This window comes from Microcoleus sp. AT8-A3 (assembly GCF_036705675.1).
In the GTDB taxonomy this organism is placed as follows: Bacteria; Cyanobacteriota; Cyanobacteriia; order Cyanobacteriales; family Microcoleaceae; genus Microcoleus.
Window position 1 is genome coordinate 96,791 of the sequence record NZ_JAUBVD010000001.1, and the last position, 20,243, is coordinate 117,033.

Consider the following 20,243-nt stretch of genomic DNA (forward strand, 5'->3'; position numbering starts at 1 on the left):
ATTTATTGTGCCTGCTGTTCACACCACAGATTCAAAATTGCTTACCACTCCCGCAGTAGCCTTTTTGCTTCTGTCAAAAGGATCTCCGTGCTTTCTGGTTCTGCATCTTCTTCACCTGTGGGCCATAGTTCTGTAATTACAATACGGTCGGTATAAAGTTCAGCATCTATACAATTGCCAGTCACTTCAGTTACTTTTACATCCCTCATATTTTGCTACATTCAATTTTATCAATAATTTCTAGGTATATTTGTCCTTTCGTAGACCGAGCTTCTTCAAGAAAAGCTGCTAGGAGATAACTCCGAGGGGGTAATTGTCGATCAAAAATAGCGATCGTTTGTCCGCTATAAGGAATGAGAATTAAATAACTTCCACTCTTGAAATTGGGATGGGCGTCCCGCCCATCCTTTTTGGACGGGCGGGACGCCCATCCCACAATAACAATTAAAATTGTAAGTTATTTAATTCGCGTTCCTAAGAAAACAAAGGGCGACAGACGAGTTTTGCTAGAACTTCTCATAGAAGAACGCAATTTACAGCACTTTCCAGGTAAGTGAAGTACAGAGAAACTGGGTTTCTTGAATAAAACCGGTTTCTGGCGAGAAATCCAGAAGAAACCCGGTTTCTGGGGTGTACTTTATAAACCTGGAAGCCGCTGTATTAGAACCATGGGTGTCAACAAAACCCGAATAAGTAAAACAGGACTTACGCACTCCGACAAAGAAACCGGGTTTTTTACCTAATCTGCCGATTGCAACGAAGTCTTTTCGTGAAAAACCCGGTTTCTGGGCCCCCTGGGTAAGTCCTATAAAATCGATCTAAAATAGAAATTGATGCTACTAGCAATGGAGTCATCCCCATGACAACAACAATTCCCTCTCAAACTTTGCCAGAAATCATCTACCCAGACAGCGACGGAAAACCCATGTCTGACAACACCAAACAGTTCCAATTAATAGTAAAAATTCAAGGCGGAATAGATGCCTTATTCAAAGACCACGAAAATGTCTTTGTAGCAGGTGATTTGCTGTGGTATCCTGTCGAAGGAGATAACAAAACTTGCCAAGCACCTGATACTATGGTAGTGTTTGGCAGACCGAAAGGTTACAGAGGTTCCTACCAACAGTGGCTTGAAGATAATATTGCGCCGCAAGTTGTCTTTGAAATCATTTCCCCTGGCAACCGCATGGGAACAATATTTAAGCTTTTTAAGTTTTACGATAATTATGGGGTTGAAGAATGTTATTTCTACGATTTAAAGGATAATGAGTTAATGGGTTGGGTGCGAAGTGACGGAGAACTCAACTATATTGAATCAATGGAGGGTTGGGTAAGTCCGCGTTTGCAGACACGTTTTGAAACTGCATCGGGAGATTTAGAAATTTATCGTCCCGATGGACTCAAGTTTTTGTCTTATGTGGAGTTATCAAGACAAATGGAACAAGAACGAGAGGAGAAAGAGTTAGTACAGCAAAAAGCCGATCGCCTTTCAGAAAAACTCCGAGAAATGGGGATAAATCCAGAGGAAATTTGAAACTTTTAGAGTCCTGGACGCACGGGTGGTCAGAAACCGGGTTTTTCACCGAATCTGCGGGCTGTAACGAAGTATTATCGTAAAAAACCCGGTTTCTAGGTCTCCATATCTTAACCATGCAAAATCCCCGCCAAATAGCTTTTCTCGCACTCCGCGAAGTCCACCGCCGCGGTGCATTCGCAGATGCCGCACTCGATCGCGCTTTCAGCAATTCTCAACTCAACGACCTCGATCGGCGTTTAGTCACAGAATTAGTTTACGGTAGCGTCAGGAGAATGCGATCGATCGACTTCATCATCGACAAACTAGCGACAAAGAAATCCTCCCAACAACCGCCCGAACTCCGCACAATCTTACATTTAGGGTTATATCAACTCGAATATCTCAACCAGATTCCCCCCTCCGCCGCCGTCAACACCACCGTTCAACTAGCAAAAGAAAACGGATTTTCAGGACTCAGCAGTTTTGTCAACGGTTTGTTGCGCCAATACATCCGTTTAACAGATAACGACTTAAACCCATTAACAGTTACCAATTATAAATCACCCGTTGAACGCCTAGGAATTTTGCACAGCTTCCCCGAATGGCTAATAGAATTGTGGATCGAACAAATAGGCGAAACCGAAACCGAACAACTCTGTGAATGGTTCAACCAATCCCCCACAATTGACCTGAGAATCAATCCCTTAAAAAGCTCGATCGCCCAAATCGAAGCGGCCTTCAAATCCCACAACATTAGGGTTAGCAGAATCCCCAACTTGCCACAAGCATTAAGACTAAATGGCAGCATCGGCGCAATTCAAAACCTCCCCGGATACAGCGAAGGTTGGTGGACAATCCAAGACAGCAGCGCTCAATTAGTCAGCCATTTACTAGCGCCCCAGCCAGGGGAAACTATCATCGACGCCTGCGCCGCGCCGGGGGGAAAAACCACCCACAGCGCCGAATTAATGCAGGATGAAGGCACTATTTATGCCTGCGACAAAACCGCCAGCAGACTCAAAAAACTTAAAGAAAATGCAGACAGACTCCAGATGAAATCCATTAAAATTCATACCGGAGACAGCCGCCATTTCCCAGAGTTTGTTAACCTCGCAGACAGAGTTTTACTAGACGCACCTTGTTCCGGCCTCGGAACCCTCCACCGCCGCGCCGACGCCCGCTGGCGCCACACGCCCGAAAACATTCAACAACAATCTCAACTGCAATCGGAATTGCTAGCAAATGCAGCGACATTTGTCAAGTCCGGCGGCGTATTAGTGTATGCAACTTGCACAATTCATCCCTTGGAAAATGAAACAGTTATTCGATCGTTCTTAGACAGCAATCCTCACTGGCAAATCGAACCGCCAACAATTGATTTACCAGTACAGCCATCACCCGAAGGATGGGTGAAAGTTTGGCCGCACAGACATCACATGGACGGCTTTTTTATGGTGCGGATCAAACGAGATTAGATTTTTTTGTACATTATATCATGTCCGGTCGATTCCCTCCGCTTCGCTTCGCCCGAAATTAGGTAGGGGCGGGTTCACCAATAATATCTGCCAATAATGGACAATCTCAAAAACCCGCCCGGCCGGGATATTATGGTCAATCGAGCGGACATGATATTAGACATCTCCAGAAAAGCCAGTTTTGAACAGGCAGGATGCCTGTTCCACAATAATTATGGGAGAGGTATATTGAAATTTGCCGTTGGGTGAGGGCGGGTTTATGAGATTATTGGTTTTAGGCGATTATTGTTCGTGAAACCCGCCCCTACGGGTGGCAATTGTTGGTAAAACCCGCTTAATATCCCGGCTCTTGATAAGCAGGCTCTTGATAAGCAGGCTCTTCCCACTGGCGATACCGGGGTTGAGGATTGGGATTGTAAGGTACGATCGCACCATCCTCATTCACAATCATTCCCCGAATAATCCTCTTAGGCTCCACCGGTTTAGCCTTAATACTGCCTTTGCGGCCCTCCAACTCCGGCAACTTAGGAAACTTCTCTACCGGCATTCCCTTAACAATTTGACTCATAAAATCGCGCCAATTGTAGGCCGCCGTACCGCTAGTTCCCCAGGTGGGATAATTATCATCATTTCCTAGCCAAACTCCAGTCACAACCTGTGGAATGTAACCAATAAACCACAAATCCCGGACATTTTCCGAAGTACCAGTTTTGCCTGCTACAGCGCGATCGTTTAAAGCCGCAGGCCCCCCCGTACCGTCTTGCACAACACCCTCCAACATCCAAGTAGTAATCGCAGCACTATCCTTATCCAAAACCCGCTTCGGTTTAAAATTAGCCTGATAAATCACATCTCCCCGCTGATTAATCACCCGCTTAATTCCGTGGGCTTCAATAAAATTCCCTTGCGCTGCTAAAGTACCGTAAGCATTGGTTAACTCCAGCAAATTCACCTCTGAAGATCCCAAAGCCAGGGAATAAATCGGACTCAATTTCGACTTAATTCCCATATCGTTGGCTACTTTGATCGCCGGTTCAAACCCCACATCCATCAACACCTTCACAGCTACGACATTCACCGAACGCGTCAAAGCATCAGAGATCGATCGCCAACCGCTAAATTTTTTGCCATAATTATTCGGTTGATAGCCGTCGATAATAATTGGTTCGTCTTCGTAACCGTCATAGGGAGAAAAACCAGCCGCCATCGCCGCGGCATAAACCAACCCTTTAAACGTCGATCCGGGCTGCCGCAAAGCCTGCGTAGCGCGATTAAATTCACTTTCCTTAAAATTTCCACCTCCTACCAGGGCCTTAACTTCCCCAGTCTTAGTGTCCATAGAAACTAAAGCGGCCTGTTCAAAACCCTGACGGCGGCCATCAACTTCGATCGCATCTTTAACCACCTTTTCCGCTATTTTCTGCCACTTCAAATCCACCGTCGTCTCAACAGTCAAACCGCCAGCTTCCAAAGCATCCTGAGAAACATAGCGTGGCAATTCCTTCCGAATGTAACTAGCAAAATAAGGCGCGACCACTTTAAATCGCTTCGGCGGACTTGGTTTAACGGCGATAGGTTCCGCCATCGCCGCCTTCGCCTCAGCCTCTGTAATTACCTTCGCTTCCTGCATTTGTTGCAGCACAAGATTGCGGCGTTGCTTAGCAATATCGGGATTAACCAAAGGCGAATATTCGCTCGGTGCCGGGGGCAAACCCGCTAAAGTTGCCATCTCTGCCAAAGTTAATTTATCGACTGTTTTGCTAAAGAAAACCAACGCTGCATCTGCCACTCCGTAGGCATCTGAACCCAAATAAACCAGATTTAAATATCTTTCTAAAACTTGCTCTTTACTCAACTCCCGCTCTATTTTTTGAGCTAAAAGAGCTTCTCGAACTTTCCGCCTAATACTTCTTTCCTGATTGAGAAAAACAACGCGAGCCAATTGTTGCGTAATTGTACTGCCGCCCTGCACTAAATCTCGCGCGATCAAATTAGAAACAATCGATCGCACAATACCTTGATAATCCACCCCGCGATGTTGATAAAAACGGCGGTCTTCTATGGCAATAAAAGCTTGAACCAAGAGTTCGGGAATTTCTTTAAGTTTCAGTTTATCTCTAGTTGCAGGCCCCGACTGCAACAAAATCGTATTATCTGCTGCCTTAATTGTCAGCGTTCCGTCGCGGTTAAACGCTGACAAATCGTTAACATCTGGCAAACCTTTGTCTAAGGTGTACAAAATCCATAAACCGTAGATTAAAGCGCCCCCGCCTATACTTACCACACCTAAACTTATCCAAAATCTAGGGCGGCGGGAGATCCGTTTTTTAGTTTTTTCCTGCGGTGCGCTATTTTCCTGCGGTGTGCTAATTTCCTGTAGTTCCGTATGTCTCTGCAGTTGGGTGTTCTGCGATTCGCTATTTTCCGGCAATTCGCTACTATCGGATTTTTGGGGTGATTTAGTTCCCAGCAAACTTAATCCCGGCCCCAACAATTCTTTTCCCTTGGTTTGCAAGCTGGTAACTTGAGGTTCAATTTCCAACCAAGCAATTAAGCGCTTCAACCCTTGCCAATTGCGTTTGACTATTGGATATCGAGCGTATTCTGGCTCTAAATATTCTGACTCTAAATATTCTGAGTCTAAATATTCTGAGTCTAAATATTCTGACTCTTCTAGAGATGCAGCATCTTCTGATACCACATACTCGGAGCGCTCATCCCTTGTCCGTGTAGAAAATTCCGCCTCGGATTCCGGCGAGTTGAGCTTATTGCCCTTCGCTGCCTTCGGCGGTTCTCGATCGGAATTACCGCTTATTGCGTTAGTGACTTTGCTCAATGTATCTTTGATATTTGAGAAAAATTCTGCCACGATCAGACCTTCAAACCTCATCAAGTCCGATTAAAAATTAAAAATTAAAAAAGCTAGCCTTCTTCAATTCTTAATTTTTAATTCGACATTTTTTCTTGAATAACACGCTGCCTTGAATTAGTTTTTTTGAATTAAAAAGTTTTTAATTCAAAACTCAAAATTCAAAACTTTTCTTAACGCTGCAGAACTTGGTATTTTTTTGAGAAGTGAATTAGATTTTTTTAATTCAAAATTTTTTAACTCAAAACTCAAAACTCTGCTTAATTCGCATGACCTAGTGCCAAGGCTGCTACCAGCATACCCAAAACCAGGAAAGGCTGAGCACTTGCCTGATATTTAACATCATTTTCCAGGGGATTACGCAAAAAGTACATATCCTGAAAAGTAATTTGGGGAATTATCAGCAGCAGCAGAATGACAGCGTAAAGGTTTTGGTGGATGCTGATCAGATAGCCTGCAATCCCAGCTTGAAAGATGTCGATCATCAAAACGCAAATCCAAGCTGCGGTGCTGATGCCAAACATCACTGGTAAAGATTTTAACCCTAATTGCCGATCGCCCTCAACACTTTTGAAATCATTGACGATCGCAATTCCCAGCCCAGCCAAACTGTAAAACAGGGTCAAGATCATAATGGTCGGATCTAGTGTACCAAACAAAGCTTGACCCGCCCACCAAGGCAGGGCAATGTAGCTAGCACCCAGGGCATAATTTCCCAACCAGCCATTCTGCTTGAGTTTCAGCGGGGGCGCAGAGTAGATATAAGCTAGAAACGCGCCGCCGAGAGTCAAAACAGTCATTATCGGGAATTCATGACCCGCCCACAAGTCTAGAGCATAAGCCACCCCAATGCCAGCGCCTAATAATACCAAAATTTGCGTTACTACTTGGGGAATCGAGATGATACCGGAGGGAATCGGACGGTAGGGCTCGTTAATGGCGTCGATTTCGCGATCGTAAAAATCGTTCAAAGTTTGAGTGTACCCGGTCAGCAACGGCCCTGACATCAACATACAAGCTGCTGCGATCGAGAAATTCTCTAGATTCCAAACATAGTTTCCAGAAGAGGCCGCCCCGCACACCACGCCCCAAATCAGGGGAATCCAGGTAATCGGTTTCATCAATTGCAAGCGAATCTTCCAGATGGAAGTTTCCCCGCTAGCGGCCCCTTTCATGCCCAACAGTTGCCGAGTTTTGGAACTGCGGTTTTCGGTAGCAGCACTTTCCGGTGCAGATTCTGGGGAGATTGGGGAGGGAGGAGAGTCAGACATAAGTGTGATGTTAGCGGTACTGCTACTATTGTGTCGTTCTGCGTTTCAATAATAATTCTGATAGGATACCACTGATATTTAAGGCATCGTCTTGAAAACTTACCCCGTCTTGGAGTTAATGCTAGGGAAAAGTACGGGTTTCATCAACTTATTTTAATATCATTATTCTGTGTAAATGTCAAGAGGATAAATACTTTTTTTAATAATTTTGCTGGGCCCGCCTGCTTGGGGAGATTTTTGCCAGCCGGTGCATTGAATGTCAATTACCAGGAGGCGATCGAGTTTTTTGCCATACTACCCTTGAATCATCTCATCTGCCAGAAAATCTGGCAAAAATTCAGAATCTAGAACCTCGACCCAAGTGTAGATACATAATTGCGGAAACGTTTCTACAGGCAATCCAGTTTCAGCAATTGCTTGTTCTGCTGCATCCGCATAGCATTCAGTCAATACCTCTTCAAGATATGGTTTGAGACTGGGGGAATCTTTGATAGCTTTGCGAATGCGTCTGCGATGTTCGGCAATGCTGCCTTTCCAACTACCGCTTCTTTGATCCGGTTGAAATTGCCACTTAAGCAAGTGCAGGAGAATTACCACCAGATTACTCTCTAAACTCCGGCGTTCACTTCGCCCCATGTCTTCTATTTCTGCAATCAGATTTTCCCAGTCGATGTTTGAATAGTCGCGATCCCGCAACTTTTCCACAGTAGTTTCAATCCATCTCAGGTAATCTGTATCATACAATTTTTGTCGTTCTACTTCTAATTTTGTCGTCATAATACTTTTTAGTTGGGCCGGGGCGGGTTTACGAGATGATTAGTTTTAGGCAATTATTGTTGGTCTAACCCGGCCCTACAAGGTTCGATCGCATATTATTGTTTGTTTTTTTTGCTTTGGACTTACTTAACAACTGTAAATCAACAAATATGGCGGTATGAATCAAAAGGCAGTCCCGTCCGCCGCTTGACTTCGACAACTGATTTGTAAGCGCCTTTTCTCTGCCTTTCTCTAACTATTTTTTCCGCAACATATCGATCTAAACCGCTGGCGATTAACTCTTCCGGCGAAAGAATATTTAACCGTTTCCAAGTAAACTGCGATTCTTTTTGATAATTGTAGCTGAAGCAAATCATCGGGGCGATGCGTCTGACGTGACTTTCGGGAACTCCTGCTATTTCTGATAACTCTTCGGCGTAGGTAAAAATGTAGCCTTCGTTTTGCAGAGATTCAATATCGTTGGCGTAGACGATCGGCAAACCCAAGATTCTGACCATATCGTCTTTGGTACACTCATTAATATCTATTTTGCCGCGCACGTTTGCCAATTCTTCGGCATTCGTCGCACTCGCCGGAACCAGTAAACCTCTGGGTGCGGTTTTGATGAGATAGCGCTTTTTCAAACTAAAAGCAGTAACAATTTGAGCAATCCACACGATCGTACCCAAATTAGTTGAAGAAGATACCGCGAGTGCTGCTAAAGTAATGCCAACACCCCATCCCATCCAACTACGAATATTTGATTTTTGGCCGGCATAGGCGATCGCCAATCCGCCGAAGTAGGGAATAAAAGAATACCACACCCAATTTGGAGTTTGACGTAGCCAGTATAAATCTTGAGACACTTTAATTTTATCCTTAAATAATAGTTGTGATCTCACACTTACTTATTTCACTCCCACTTTTTTAATAGTGGGCTTTCTTCTACCTTCTTCCATCGGACTGACATCCGTTGCATCCGTTGCATCCGTTACATCCGTTACATCCGTTACATCCGTTACATAATCCGTTGCCGAACTTCCTTCTTAATTACAATTCTCGCAACAGTTTTTGGCGTTTTTCCTCATATTCTTCGGCGGTAATTGCGCCCATATCGTAAAGTTTTTTCAATTCGCCGATCGCCCCGGTTACATCTTTTGCCGCTCTGAGGACATAGCCCGACGGCAACGTGCCGCCATTGTACTGAACCTGAAAAGCTTGTTCCGACATCAGCAGCAGTCCCAGAAAATCGAAAAATGCGATCACGAACGGAATTAATGTCCCAGAAAATAGCAAGTATAATACCCCTGCTAAGTTATTGCCCAAATAAAATTTGTGAATTCCGAAACCTCCTACAAAGAAAGCTAACAGAACTGCTACGGTTTTATCTTTTACCATTTTTACTTTCCCCAGTTTTTTATTTTAACTTCCGCCATCGACTTTGAATGCACGACCTTGAACGATCGAGCTAAGTAATGTTACTAATTTTTACTCATTTATTTGGGTTTTTGCGAAACTTAGACATCGCAAAATACAGCAGAACAATACCGGCTTGAGCTTGTATAATGACCAAGTAGCCTCTCAAGAAATAATTGAGTTCGCTGCCTGAATTGAAAGAAAATATTAACAGACCCAAGGCTGCGTAGGGTGCGAAACGCATCCAACTCGGCGTTCCCTCTAAGTTGCGGCTGTTCAAATTGCTCATGGGTTTAAGCCTCATCCTAAATTAAAATTTAGCTATAAATTAGCCGGATTGTCAACTTCCGCTGGGTGCGATCGCCCGCGTGAGTCTCTCAATCAACAGCCGACAAGATATTACTTCCATCTTAAACCCTGTTTTTCCGCTAAAGTAAGGAACCGGGGCGGGTCTATCTGGATCTGTGGCTAATATTACAGATTAATGTGAACCCGCCCCTATGGGAGTTCCGGTTATTGTACCGGCCTAGATATCAGGGGCGCAGCGAACAGCCTACTGCTGTTTTTGGCAAGAGTCGATCGCCCGCACGAAAACTGTCAAAAAAACTCGGTTAATTCACAATTATTAACAACCGCCCCAATTAACTCGCGCCGCCGCCCAAAAGAAACAGACTCAAGAGAGTACCGCTATTCCAAAGACTGTGGAGAAGCATAGGAGCAAGGAGATTTCGCGATCGCGTGTACACAAACCCCAAAACCGCACCCAAAGTCGCCAAAGGCAGAATCTCAGACACACTCAAGTGAGCCACAGCAAACAAGAAAGCAGAAGCTGCGATCGCCCCCCAAACAGGCAAATAGCGAGTCAGAGAAGGTAGTAGAAAGCCCCGAAACACAATTTCCTCAAAAACCGGAGCCGCGATCGCAGCAGTGCCGAAAAACACCGCCAAAGCCACGTTATCCCTACCTTCGAGAACGATCGGCAAAATCGGATTACTGCCACCTTGTCCCTGCCATAACTGCTGATTGATCAGCGACACCAAAACCACCAAAGGCAAAGCCGCAAAATAGCCGCCAAAACCCCACAAAAACCAATTTCCCCGCAAATTAATCCGAAACCAACCATCAGGCAAAGGCAAAAAAGACTTCACCGAAAAATACAGTACCGAAAGCCCCCCCGCCGACAGCAACAAATAAGTAGCAAAGATATAAAAAGCCTTCTCGCGCGGGTCAAAAGTAGCAGGATTCAGTTTTAAAACAGCCAGAGAAACAGGCAGCAGCAAATAGGGAATCAAGATTTGCCCGACAAAGAAAAAGCCGACCACCAGCACCTGCCAAACAATCTCGCCATCCCAAGGCACATCCCAAGTCAAGCTTGCATTTCGCGCCAACACCGGGCCGGAACCTGCTGTATCTAACTGCTGCCGCTGCAACAGCCACTGCAGGCTCAAACCAACCAGCAAAACCGTACCAATACAAAGCGAAATAGCCGGAACGCCGACAATAATTGCCAACTTTTCTACAGCTTGCTGGGCTGTTACTTGCTCTGCTGCTTGCAGCGCCACCAGCTCTTTAGAACGTTCTTGCAGCTTGTAAAGTTGAGCGAGAGCGCGATAGCGAAACCAGCCATCCAAAGACTTTTGAATGTTCTGCTCGGCATCCGGCAGAAGTTGAGCCGGATTGCTCCAAATTCCAGTTAAAACTTTAGCAGTTACCGCCGCAGGATCGTAATCAATTTGAGTGTTGTACCGCTCAACTAAATTTTTCCAAGTTTGGATCGCCGCCTCAGTTTTACCACTGCTTGCCTGCAAAATTCCCAATCGCAAGTCAAGTTCGTTTAGCAGCACTGACTGTTGCTTGATCGACTCGGACGCCGCCTTATTTTGAGCCAAATTCAGAGTATTATCCTCAGACTTAGAGGCAATTGCCGACTGAATTTCTTTAACTTGTGCTTGAGATGTTTCGAGAGTTTTGCGAGTCGAGTCTCGCGCTTCTTGATATTGCGTCAAAGCCGTATTTAAAGGATCTGCACCGACAATATTGTTGCGCGCCGAACTTAAATTAGCACTCTGATTATTTTCTCCTTGCCACTCCGAGGCGTGCAGCAGCAAATTTGTCTGGTAGAGTTCCAGTCGGCTTTGAATTTGCGGCTGATTCCAACTAGCAAGTAAAGATAAACCGACCAGGGCGATCGCGATCGCCGTTAAAATACCTAAAATAACCCGCTTCAGTGTCATTCCTGCTTTTCCGTCCCGCGCGAATCCGTGGCTAAATCTTTTCCGTCTTTAATCATAGGTCGTTGCAGACGAGAGTATCCCGACAACTGGTAAAATTTCACTGGCTCATCTTTTTGACTCGCCTCGCACCCGAATACTGGGTAAGGCGTGCACCCCGCACCCGAAGCGCAGTAACAGGCTAAATCTAAAATCTAAAATCTAAAATCTAAAATCGAATGACTCGCATTATCTTAGTCCGTCACGGCAAAAGCACATACAATCAAGAACGCCGCATCCAAGGCCGCCTCGATAAATCAATTTTGACAGAAGCAGGCCGCAGCGCCGCCCTGCAAGTAGGCGACACACTCAGCAGTATCGCCTTTGATGCCGCCTATACCAGTCCCCTGCAACGAGCCAAAGAAACAGCGGAAATCATCCTGTCGCGCTTGACAAATCCGCCACAACTCCAGCCAACTGATAATTTGATGGAAATCGATTTGCCTCTGTGGGAAGGAATGCTGCGGCAAGATGCTATAGACAAATTCCCCGAAGCATATCAGCAGTGGCAAAGACAGCCCGACAAATTTTCCATGAAACTGCCATCTGCTGACGGAGAAATCGAACACTTTCCCGTATTAGCCGTTTTTGCTAACGCCCGTCATTTTTGGCAAGAACTTTTATCGCGTCACCAAGACGGCACAATTCTAGTAGTAGGTCACAACGGAATCAACCGCGCTCTCATCGCCACAGCCTCAGAAATTACCCCAGATTACTATCAATCAATCCAACAGTCAAATTGCGGAATTAGCGTAATTAATTTTGGAACTTCCCCTGTTACCAACGACGAGCCAGGAGAGCCAAAAAAGAAAGTTCCAGTTCAATTAGAGTCAGTGAATTTAACTTCCCATACCGGGGAAAATTTTCCCAAACCGAGGGACGGACACCAAGGCCCCCGCTTGTTGCTGGTGCGTCACGGCGAAACCGACTGGAATAAAGCAGGTAAATTTCAGGGGCAAATAGACGTACCTCTCAACGATAACGGCCGCGAACAATCCCGGCGGGCAGCAGAATTTCTCAAGAATGTAAAATTAGATTTTGCGATTAGCAGTTCGATGCTGCGCCCGAAAGAAACAGCGGAAATTATTCTCCAACATCACGGCGGTTTGCAACTAGAACTCCGCGACGACTTGAGAGAAATTAGCCACGGACTTTGGGAAGGAAAGTTTGAATCAGAAATCGAACAATCCTATCCGGGTTTGCTACAGGAATGGAAAACATCTCCTGAAAAAGTCCAAATGCCCGAAGGAGAGAATTTGCAGCAAGTTTGGGATCGGGCGATCGCAGCTTGGCGAGAAATCGTACAATCTGTTTCTGGTACTGGCATTGTCGTTGCTCACGACGCCATTAACAAAGCAATTCTCTGCCACCTATTCGGTTTAGAACCCGAACATTTCTGGAAATTCAAACAAGGAAACGGAGCCGTTAGCGTGATTGATTATCCCCACGGCCCCGATGGTTTGCCAGTATTACAAGCGATGAATGTCACAACTCATTTGAGCGGCGGCGTTTTTGACAAAACAGCAGCCGGAGCACTCTAATTAGTAAAGTGCCGATCGCGAACCCGTAGCGGAAGGAACGCCCACCGCTACGCTTCGCCCGCCTGAAAAATGTTTGAATTTTGATAACAACCGCGCCCGACGCTTAGGAAGTTCTTAATTCCTGAAACTAATGCGCTGGATTGCTTCTTCCTTCTTCCTTCTTCTTTCTATCCTTTACATCCGTTACATCCGTTACATCCGTTACATAATCCGTTGCCGAACTTCCTTCTGTTATATGAGCCGCCAACTGCTACAAAATGTACGAGTGCTAGATCCAGTTTCAGGGAGCGATCGCATCGCTGATATTCTGATTGCTGAAGGTAATATCAAAGCAGTTGAGGAAAAAATTGCTGAGTTTCCCGCTGACACAGAAGTGCGGGATTGCCAGGGACTGATTTTGGGGCCGGGGCTAACTGATATCTACAGCCACAGCGGAGAACCGGGTTTCGAGGATCGGGAAACGCTGGAATCTTTGATGCAGGCTGCGGCGGCTGGGGGTTTTACGCGAGTGGCGATTTTGCCGGATACTTCGCCACCTGTTGACAATTTGGCCGGTTTAGCTTTGTTGCAGCAACATATCCGCAATTTGCGGCCGGGGCTGCCCCGCTTGTATTTTTGGGGCGCGCTGACAGCGGGCGTTAAAGGGCAGCAGATGGCCGAGTTGGGCGAGCTGGCCTCCTGTGCAGTGGTGGGTTTTGCGGACGGTTCGCCGCTGTCTAATCCGGCTCTGGTGAGGCGTTTGCTGGAGTATATCAAGCCTTTGGGCAAGTCGGTGGCTTTGTGGCCGTGCGATCGAACTTTGGCAGGAAACGGGGCGGCGCGGGAGGGTGCGGTGTCGGTGCGCTTGGGTTTGCCTGGAATTCCGGCGAGTGCAGAAACTTCGGCTTTGGCGGCAATCCTGGAGTTGGTGGCATCTGCGGGAACTCCGGTTCACATTATGCGCGTTTCTACGGCGCGCAGCGTGGAATTGATTCGAGATGCGAAGGCGCGGGGTTTGCCGGTGACTGCGAGTGTGACTTGGATGCACTTACTGTTGAATGTCGGGGCAATTTCAGGAAACTCTCAAGATTCCGGCGGGAAAAATGCTCTGACTGCTTCGTTGCCCTACGATCCGAATTTACGCCTAGAACCGCCGTTGGGCAATCTCAGCGATCAATTAGCGTTGATTCAAGCTGTGAAAGATGGCGTAATTGATGCGATCGCGATCGACCACAACCCGCATACTTATGAGGAGAAAACTGTGGCTTTTGCTGATAGTCCGCCCGGGGCGATCGGCTTGGAATTAGCTTTGCCTTTGCTATGGCACGGACTCGTAGAAACGGGCGAGTTTTCGGCTTTGCAACTGTGGCGAGTGTTGAGCGCAGGCCCTGCCGTTTGTCTCGGACAAACCCCCCTCACGGTTGCACCGGGAGTCTCTGCTGAGTTGATTTTGTTCGACCCGGAAATGAGTTGGACTGTTGACGGGCAAAGTCTGAAGTCGCGATCGGCAAATACGCCTTGGTTGGGACAGCAATTAGCAGGAAAAGTTGTACAAACCTGGATTAATTGATTCTTGGGATTGAAATTTATCTATTGTAGAACAGGCATCTTGCCTGTTTCTCAAAGTAGAACAGGCATCTTGCCTGTTTCTCAAAGTAGAACAGGCATCTTGCCTGTTTCTCAAAGTAGAACAAAAGTAGAACAGGCATCTTGCCTGTTTCTGGGAATGCTGAATGAGGTGACTCAGAAAAAAAGATAAATACATGATTGCTGCTTTTGATTCGTGGAAGTCCCCACCGCAAAACCTGATATTGGATCTGGGCGAAATTCATGTTTGGCGCGTGTCTCTGACTCAAACAGAATCTTGCTTGCAGAGTTTACAACAGACTCTCTCTACCGACGAGCGGACAAAAGCCGAGGGTTTTCACTTTCCCAAAGGTCGATCGCAATTTATTGTGAGTCGTGGCGCACTCAGAGCGATTCTGAGTCGCTATCTTAACATAAATCCTCACATTTTGCGCTTTGACTACAATCCCTACGGCAAACCCTCTCTCATCGCCGCCCAAGGTGGAAATACCCTGCGTTTCAATTTGTCTCACTCAGGAAACATGGCTCTAATTGCGATTACCAAAAATCGAGATATTGGTGTCGATATTGAAGGAATAAATCCCAACTTTCCTTGTCAGGAGATTGCTGAAAAGTTTTTTTCACCCTTAGAATATTCTGTGTTGCGTTCGCTCCCAGAACATCTCCAACCCCGCGCTTTTTTCACCTGCTGGACTCGCAAAGAAGCCTATATCAAAGCAGTTGGTAAAGGACTTTCTATTCCCCTGAATCAGTTTGATGTCAGCTTCGCACCAGGAGAACCTGCAGCGCTGTTAAATGTTGAAGAAAACCCCGAAGAAGCATCGAGATGGTCTTTAATTGAATTAATTCCCAGTTCAGATATGGTGGCGGCTGTTGCGGTTCCAGGAGATTGCTCTAAACTTGATTGTTGGGAGTGGACAGGGGAGTTTTGATTTATGCTGAGATGTTGCAGCATTCTCAATAAGCTTTTTATGAACAGGCAAGATGCCTGTTCCACAAGAAAGAAAATTCACTATTTGTGGAACAGGCATTTTGCATCAGCAACAGGCAAGATGCCTGTTCCACAAGAAAGAAAATTCACTATTTGTGGAACAGGCATCTTGCCTGTTCTTGAAAATGCTGCAATATGTGAGTTTATACCGATCGCGAGCGAGTAAAAGAAAACGGCAACAGTCGCTACAATAGCTCTACTGGTTGCACCTCCAAGCTATTGTATAGCCCACCCTCCATAGACAAAGAAGGACACAACATTTTTGTGTCCTTATTTGTCTATTCGACTGCAATTTACCACCCTACAACTGATTTAATAATTTAACCAAATCGATAGCCAAACCCGCGTACTGTAATGATATATTCCGGTTGGCCCGGATCTATTTCCAACTTTTCGCGCAGCCAGCGGATGTGAACGTCAACTGTTTTGCTGTCTCCGATAAAATCTTGACCCCAAATTTTTTCCAGCAACTGATCGCGAGACCAAACTCGCCGGGGATAACTCATAAATAGTTCTAGTAAGCGAAACTGTTTAGGAGAAAATTTCACTTCCAGACCACGAACCAACACGCGGCACTCTTCAGGATACAGAGTTATGCTCTTATATTGCAGCATCATCGGTTGTCGCAACTGACCGAGGCGCTGGCGTCGCATCAGCGCCCGACAGCGAGCGATAAACTCCCGCATTCCAAAAGGCTTAGTCAGATAATCATCCGATCCGGCTTCTAGGTAAAAAGCGCAATTGTTGGCACTTCCTCTAGCACCGATAATCAAAATAGGGACGGGATTTCCTTGATGCCGTAACATTCGACACAGATCCAAACCGTTAATTGAATCCATAATTAACAGGTTGAAGGCAAATTCACCGTGGTATGACGAAGCAGCCTGTACAGAAGGCAGCGCGTTGCGCCCGTCGCTAGTAACCACCACCTCATAGCCCTGTTCTTTAAGGGCTAAAGCTAGCATTTCCCGCAACAGATCTTCACCTTCCAATAACAAGATACGGCCGGCTTGTCCAACAGCCAACCTTGAAGGACTTTCGCTTAATTCAGCAGAAGACATAAATATAAGTGGGAGTGATGTTTGTATGTGGCTAGCGCGAGGTACCTTCTTCAGTAGCTGAGGCACTCTCGCGCTGCGATCGCTTGTACGATCGCCAAAAAGTTCGATCGCTTAGAATCCTTCGCCAGTCCATCCCACAGACACGCGCTCGACCTTTGCTACTTGCTCGTGTAAGGAATACAGCCGTAGAGCAGTTGCCGGAACCGCGCTGTCTGCCTGCGTCCAGGCCACAGAAGTCTGGTCATTTTTCGGGGTCGGTGTTAATTTCATAAAACATTGCCCGCTGTTAATTGACCACGTAACACCCAATCTAGAGGGATATGCTTGTTATACTACTGTTAAAAGGTTATTAAAAGGTAAAATTTTGGTAATCAATTGGTTAAATTATTAACGTTAAGTAATATAACAGTAAAGTAGCGATCGCACTTTAAGAGCTTTTTTTAAGAATACAATAATAAGTTGCTCCAAATTCCTTATTCTTCCCGTGCCGGCTACGATCGACGATAGCAAGTAAAAATTCTGTAGACTGCCTATCATGTTGCTGCATTTGAGTACCTGGCCCGAAGTAGAAGCTTATCTCGAAAGCTCGCGAGGCATAATTATCCCGATCGGCTCCACCGAACAGCACGGGCCCACCGGCTTGATCGGCACTGACGCCATTGCTGCCAAGGCGATCGCCCACGGTGTCGGCGAAGCTGCCAATGCCTTAATCGGCCCGACAATTAATGTCGGGATGGCCTTGCACCACACCAGCTTTCCCGGCACAATCAGTTTCCGACCGCAGACGCTGATACTGGTAATCCGGGATTACATCACATCTTTGGCAAAAGCGGGATTTGAGAAATATTTCTTCATCAACGGTCACGGCGGCAACATTGCCACGATGAAAGCAGCATTTTCCGAGACTTACGCGCATTTGTCTGACTTAAATTTACCGAATGCCGATCGAACCCAGTGTCAAATCGGCAACTGGTTTATGTGCGGCTCAGTCTACAAACTAGCAAAAGAATTGTACGGAAACCAAGAAGGCTCCCACGCCACCCCCAGCGAAATCGCCTTAACCCAGTACCTTTATCCAGAAGCAATCAAGCAAGCTCCGCTTTCGGAAGAAGTCGCTTCCGGGCACAAAATTTACGGTGCCGCTGACTTCCGTCGCCGATTTCCCGACGGGAGAATGGGTTCAAATCCGGGCTTAGCAACCGCCGAACACGGTCAACAGTTTTACGAATTAGCAGTCAAAGAATTGACTAATAATTATTTGGAGTTTTTAAGTTCCGATTAACGTTTTTTATTCTCGTTACTAGAAATAGCTTGGTAACGAGTAAAACTGTCAAACTCTTCTATATTTTACAGTTATGAGTGAGTCCGCAACAGGATATTTCATCTGTCTGAGAAAGGTTATATCTCCCGATTAACCATCGGGAGAATATCAAAACTATTCCACAATCCAAGGAGTTAAACAAGGTGTCCAAGCACTCAATTCTTCTTCCTTGAACCAAAGGCTAATTTCCGAGCGGGCAGTCTCGACAGCATCAGAACCGTGAATGAGATTACGGCCGACATTCACGGCAAAATCTCCCCGAATTGTCGCAGGTTCTGCATTCAGAGGATTTGTAGCACCAATGATTTTTCTCGCCGATGCCACAACGCCGTCGCCTTCCCACACCATCGCCACAACAGGGCCTGAAGTGATAAAGTTTACCAATCCAGCAAAGAAGGGTTTTTCTTTGTGAACATCATAATGTTGTTCCGCTAGTTCGCGACTCGCCGTCATTAGCTTCATACCAACTAGCTTAAAGCCCTTGGCTTCAAAACGACCGATAATTTCGCCGACGAGTCCGCGTTGTACGCCGTCGGGCTTAATCGCTAAAAAAGTCCGTTCCAAGATTAACTCCTATAATTGTGTTAACTGATCCAAAAGATAGAGTAACTCACAACGCACCTAAAGGCAATTCTGAGAATTGGAAATTGTCATTTGGAGGCTTATTGCCGCAGGAAGAAGGAAGAAGGAATAAGAAGAGGGAAGAGAAAAGAGGGAAGAAGCAATAGACTTTTTGCAAAAGTCCTTTTAAGCAAATTTTCGGACGGGATCTCCGGCCCAGCTATTTTTGCAAGAGGTCTAATAAAAGCAAGGGTTAAAGAAACCGGGTTTCTACGATAAATTTTTGTTGAGCAGGGATGAATCTGCAAAGAAACCTGGTTTCGAGACTCCTATGCGTCTAGGACTGATTTGCAGGGAGCATCCCGATTTTGTAAACAGCATTTTTTAGGACTTTGAGCAGAATGCTCATTTGCCTATATTAAGTTAATCAGTCTTTAAATTATCGGTCAATAAATAATCAAACTCTTGTGGGGTGGCTTTGAGCAACGCCAGAAATACCCAATTTAAATCTAGAACATTTTATGTCTAGGGAACAATATGCTCGAACTTCTGGCACAACATGATACAAGTCAATCGATTGCGCGATTTTAGATTTTAGATTTTAGATTTTAGAATTGAAGCCATCGACCCCACGGATAAATTCGGGGCTCCTTTATCGGATACAGGTTTTTTATTTTTCCACGGATGAATCCGGGGGCTTGTATCATGTATGCTTTCGGTCACAATTTGCTGTGACAGCAAACACTCTTACCTATGATCTCAAATACAAATATGTATGATAAGAAACACAATTATTTATGCTCAAAAATATAGATAATTAACAGAGGTATGAAAATTATCTTGACAGCAACTATTCAGGCGAAAAAAGTATGAAAGCCATTGTAGCATTCATTGAACCCAAAAAGCAAGAGTTTGCCAAATTGCCCTTGTTTGACTTTCTAGCCAATAAACACATTCACGCGAATCAACGACTAATTTTTGCACCTGTACTCGCTCCTTTGGCTGTAGGATTGAGCGATTTAAATAAATATGTATTGCGAGAATCTTCTAGTAATAGCCAAGTTCAGGAACTAATTAATAAATATACGTATAAAAAAAACTATTACTGGCACGACTATCTAGAATACTTAGATGAGCTGGGCTTAAACCAATTAATGAGTTGCGGCGATTTCAGAATGCTTTGGGGTGAAGAAACTAAAAAAACTCGATCGCTATGTTCAGTGATCGAACGCTACGCTTGGAAAGCCTCTCCTATTCAGAAACTGGTGTTAGTGGAAGCCCTCGAAGGAACGGCCCAAGTTTTTTTTGAAGCGGCGCTAGCAGTGGTAATGGAATTACAGCAAATTAACAAAAAAGAATCTGTTGATTTTGGAGGATCTTATGGGGGTTTAGAAAATTATCACCTTTTAAACACGCCAGAGATGTTGGAAGTTTTAGCAGAGATTAAACTTACTAATGCGGAATGCCAAGCAGCTTTAGAATTAGCACAAAATGTATTTGAACTGTTTACAGAAGCGATGAACGAGCTGTTCAGACACAGCCAAACAAATTCTTGCAAGACTGTGCTGCAAATATCCTCAATTTCTGCCTTTGCTCATTGCCCGATCGACTTTCTCGATATTTGTTAGT

At 45.5% G+C, this 20,243-nt stretch carries 16 protein-coding genes; 7 read left to right on the plus strand and 9 right to left on the minus strand.

Translation table 11 applies throughout. The features are described from left to right. Window positions 1-859: 859 nt before the first annotated feature. Window positions 860-1,534: a Uma2 family endonuclease gene (locus QUB51_RS00435; RefSeq protein ID WP_333051608.1), complete on the plus strand. Its 675-nt coding sequence runs from the start codon at window positions 860-862 to the stop codon at window positions 1,532-1,534. A gap of 116 nt (window positions 1,535-1,650) precedes the next feature. Continuing rightward, window positions 1,651-2,991, plus strand: a complete 1,341-nt coding sequence (locus QUB51_RS00440) for a 16S rRNA (cytosine(967)-C(5))-methyltransferase (RefSeq protein WP_333051606.1) — start codon at window positions 1,651-1,653, stop codon at window positions 2,989-2,991. 334 nt (window positions 2,992-3,325) lie between these two features. Here the strand turns inward: QUB51_RS00440 and QUB51_RS00445 are convergent, their stop codons facing one another. From QUB51_RS00445 to QUB51_RS00475, 7 genes are all read right to left on the minus strand, one after another. Beyond that, complete coding sequence (locus QUB51_RS00445; RefSeq protein WP_333051603.1) at window positions 3,326-5,881, minus strand: penicillin-binding protein 1A; 2,556 nt, start codon at window positions 5,879-5,881, stop codon at window positions 3,326-3,328. A 239-nt stretch (window positions 5,882-6,120) separates the two neighbouring features. Further along, window positions 6,121-7,131 carry a chlorophyll synthase ChlG gene (gene chlG, locus QUB51_RS00450; RefSeq protein WP_333051601.1) on the minus strand — a complete coding sequence of 337 codons (1,011 nt, stop codon included), beginning with the start codon at window positions 7,129-7,131 and terminating at the stop codon, window positions 6,121-6,123. 294 nt (window positions 7,132-7,425) lie between these two features. Continuing rightward, window positions 7,426-7,908 (minus strand): DUF29 domain-containing protein, encoded by a 483-nt coding sequence (locus QUB51_RS00455; RefSeq protein ID WP_333051598.1) that lies wholly within the window; start codon window positions 7,906-7,908, stop codon window positions 7,426-7,428. Between the two features lie 140 nt (window positions 7,909-8,048). Next, window positions 8,049-8,789 carry a helix-hairpin-helix domain-containing protein gene (locus tag QUB51_RS00460; protein ID WP_333051595.1) on the minus strand — a complete coding sequence of 247 codons (741 nt, stop codon included), beginning with the start codon at window positions 8,787-8,789 and terminating at the stop codon, window positions 8,049-8,051. Window positions 8,790-8,937: 148 nt separating this feature from the next. Continuing rightward, window positions 8,938-9,285: an NINE protein gene (locus QUB51_RS00465; protein WP_333035309.1), complete on the minus strand. Its 348-nt coding sequence runs from the start codon at window positions 9,283-9,285 to the stop codon at window positions 8,938-8,940. A 94-nt stretch (window positions 9,286-9,379) separates the two neighbouring features. Then, complete coding sequence (locus QUB51_RS00470) at window positions 9,380-9,592, minus strand: hypothetical protein (RefSeq protein ID WP_333051592.1); 213 nt, start codon at window positions 9,590-9,592, stop codon at window positions 9,380-9,382. Between the two features lie 352 nt (window positions 9,593-9,944). Beyond that, a complete protein-coding gene (locus QUB51_RS00475) occupies window positions 9,945-11,537 on the minus strand; it encodes a CPBP family glutamic-type intramembrane protease (protein ID WP_333051590.1) in 1,593 nt (530 codons plus the stop codon). Window positions 11,538-11,752: 215 nt separating this feature from the next. On the opposite strand from QUB51_RS00475, the gene QUB51_RS00480 reads away from it, so the two are divergent. The 3 genes from QUB51_RS00480 (at window position 11,753) to QUB51_RS00490 (ending at window position 15,612) form a co-directional block, all read left to right on the plus strand. Beyond that, window positions 11,753-13,114 (plus strand): histidine phosphatase family protein, encoded by a 1,362-nt coding sequence (locus tag QUB51_RS00480; protein ID WP_333209292.1) that lies wholly within the window; start codon window positions 11,753-11,755, stop codon window positions 13,112-13,114. Between the two features lie 235 nt (window positions 13,115-13,349). Further along, a complete protein-coding gene (locus tag QUB51_RS00485; protein WP_333261180.1) occupies window positions 13,350-14,663 on the plus strand; it encodes a dihydroorotase in 1,314 nt (437 codons plus the stop codon). Window positions 14,664-14,856: 193 nt separating this feature from the next. Continuing rightward, complete coding sequence (locus tag QUB51_RS00490; protein ID WP_333231286.1) at window positions 14,857-15,612, plus strand: 4'-phosphopantetheinyl transferase superfamily protein; 756 nt, start codon at window positions 14,857-14,859, stop codon at window positions 15,610-15,612. Window positions 15,613-15,991: 379 nt separating this feature from the next. Here QUB51_RS00490 and QUB51_RS00495 read toward each other — a convergent pair whose 3' ends face one another. Continuing rightward, entirely contained in the window at window positions 15,992-16,732 is a 741-nt protein-coding gene (locus QUB51_RS00495; protein WP_333051578.1) for a response regulator transcription factor, read from the minus strand. A gap of 535 nt (window positions 16,733-17,267) precedes the next feature. Between QUB51_RS00495 and QUB51_RS00500 the strand changes: the two genes are divergently transcribed. Beyond that, window positions 17,268-18,014 (plus strand): creatininase family protein, encoded by a 747-nt coding sequence (locus QUB51_RS00500; RefSeq protein ID WP_333261174.1) that lies wholly within the window; start codon window positions 17,268-17,270, stop codon window positions 18,012-18,014. Between the two features lie 153 nt (window positions 18,015-18,167). Here QUB51_RS00500 and ndk read toward each other — a convergent pair whose 3' ends face one another. Further along, window positions 18,168-18,617, minus strand: a complete 450-nt coding sequence (gene ndk / locus QUB51_RS00505) for a nucleoside-diphosphate kinase (RefSeq protein ID WP_333051572.1) — start codon at window positions 18,615-18,617, stop codon at window positions 18,168-18,170. An 866-nt stretch (window positions 18,618-19,483) separates the two neighbouring features. On the opposite strand from ndk, the gene QUB51_RS00510 reads away from it, so the two are divergent. Then, complete coding sequence (locus QUB51_RS00510) at window positions 19,484-20,242, plus strand: hypothetical protein (protein ID WP_333051569.1); 759 nt, start codon at window positions 19,484-19,486, stop codon at window positions 20,240-20,242. The last annotated feature ends 1 nt before the right edge of the window (window position 20,243 follow it).

Excerpts from the sequence above, each read along its gene's own strand:
- QUB51_RS00445 (WP_333051603.1), bottom strand. The coding sequence starts at position 5,881 with ATGAGGTTTGAAGGTCTGATCGTGGCAGAATTTTTCTCAAATATCAAA.
- QUB51_RS00490 (WP_333231286.1), top strand. The coding sequence starts at position 14,857 with ATGATTGCTGCTTTTGATTCGTGGAAGTCCCCACCGCAAAACCTGATA.
- chlG (WP_333051601.1), bottom strand. The coding sequence starts at position 7,131 with ATGTCTGACTCTCCTCCCTCCCCAATCTCCCCAGAATCTGCACCGGAA.
- QUB51_RS00455 (WP_333051598.1), bottom strand. The coding sequence starts at position 7,908 with ATGACGACAAAATTAGAAGTAGAACGACAAAAATTGTATGATACAGAT.
- QUB51_RS00440 (WP_333051606.1), top strand. The coding sequence starts at position 1,651 with ATGCAAAATCCCCGCCAAATAGCTTTTCTCGCACTCCGCGAAGTCCAC.
- QUB51_RS00470 (WP_333051592.1), bottom strand. The coding sequence starts at position 9,592 with ATGAGCAATTTGAACAGCCGCAACTTAGAGGGAACGCCGAGTTGGATG.
- QUB51_RS00475 (WP_333051590.1), bottom strand. The coding sequence starts at position 11,537 with ATGACACTGAAGCGGGTTATTTTAGGTATTTTAACGGCGATCGCGATC.
- QUB51_RS00510 (WP_333051569.1), top strand. The coding sequence starts at position 19,484 with ATGAAAGCCATTGTAGCATTCATTGAACCCAAAAAGCAAGAGTTTGCC.
- QUB51_RS00495 (WP_333051578.1), bottom strand. The coding sequence starts at position 16,732 with ATGTCTTCTGCTGAATTAAGCGAAAGTCCTTCAAGGTTGGCTGTTGGA.
- QUB51_RS00480 (WP_333209292.1), top strand. The coding sequence starts at position 11,753 with ATGACTCGCATTATCTTAGTCCGTCACGGCAAAAGCACATACAATCAA.
- QUB51_RS00435 (WP_333051608.1), top strand. The coding sequence starts at position 860 with ATGACAACAACAATTCCCTCTCAAACTTTGCCAGAAATCATCTACCCA.
- QUB51_RS00465 (WP_333035309.1), bottom strand. The coding sequence starts at position 9,285 with ATGGTAAAAGATAAAACCGTAGCAGTTCTGTTAGCTTTCTTTGTAGGA.
- QUB51_RS00500 (WP_333261174.1), top strand. The coding sequence starts at position 17,268 with ATGTTGCTGCATTTGAGTACCTGGCCCGAAGTAGAAGCTTATCTCGAA.
- QUB51_RS00485 (WP_333261180.1), top strand. The coding sequence starts at position 13,350 with ATGAGCCGCCAACTGCTACAAAATGTACGAGTGCTAGATCCAGTTTCA.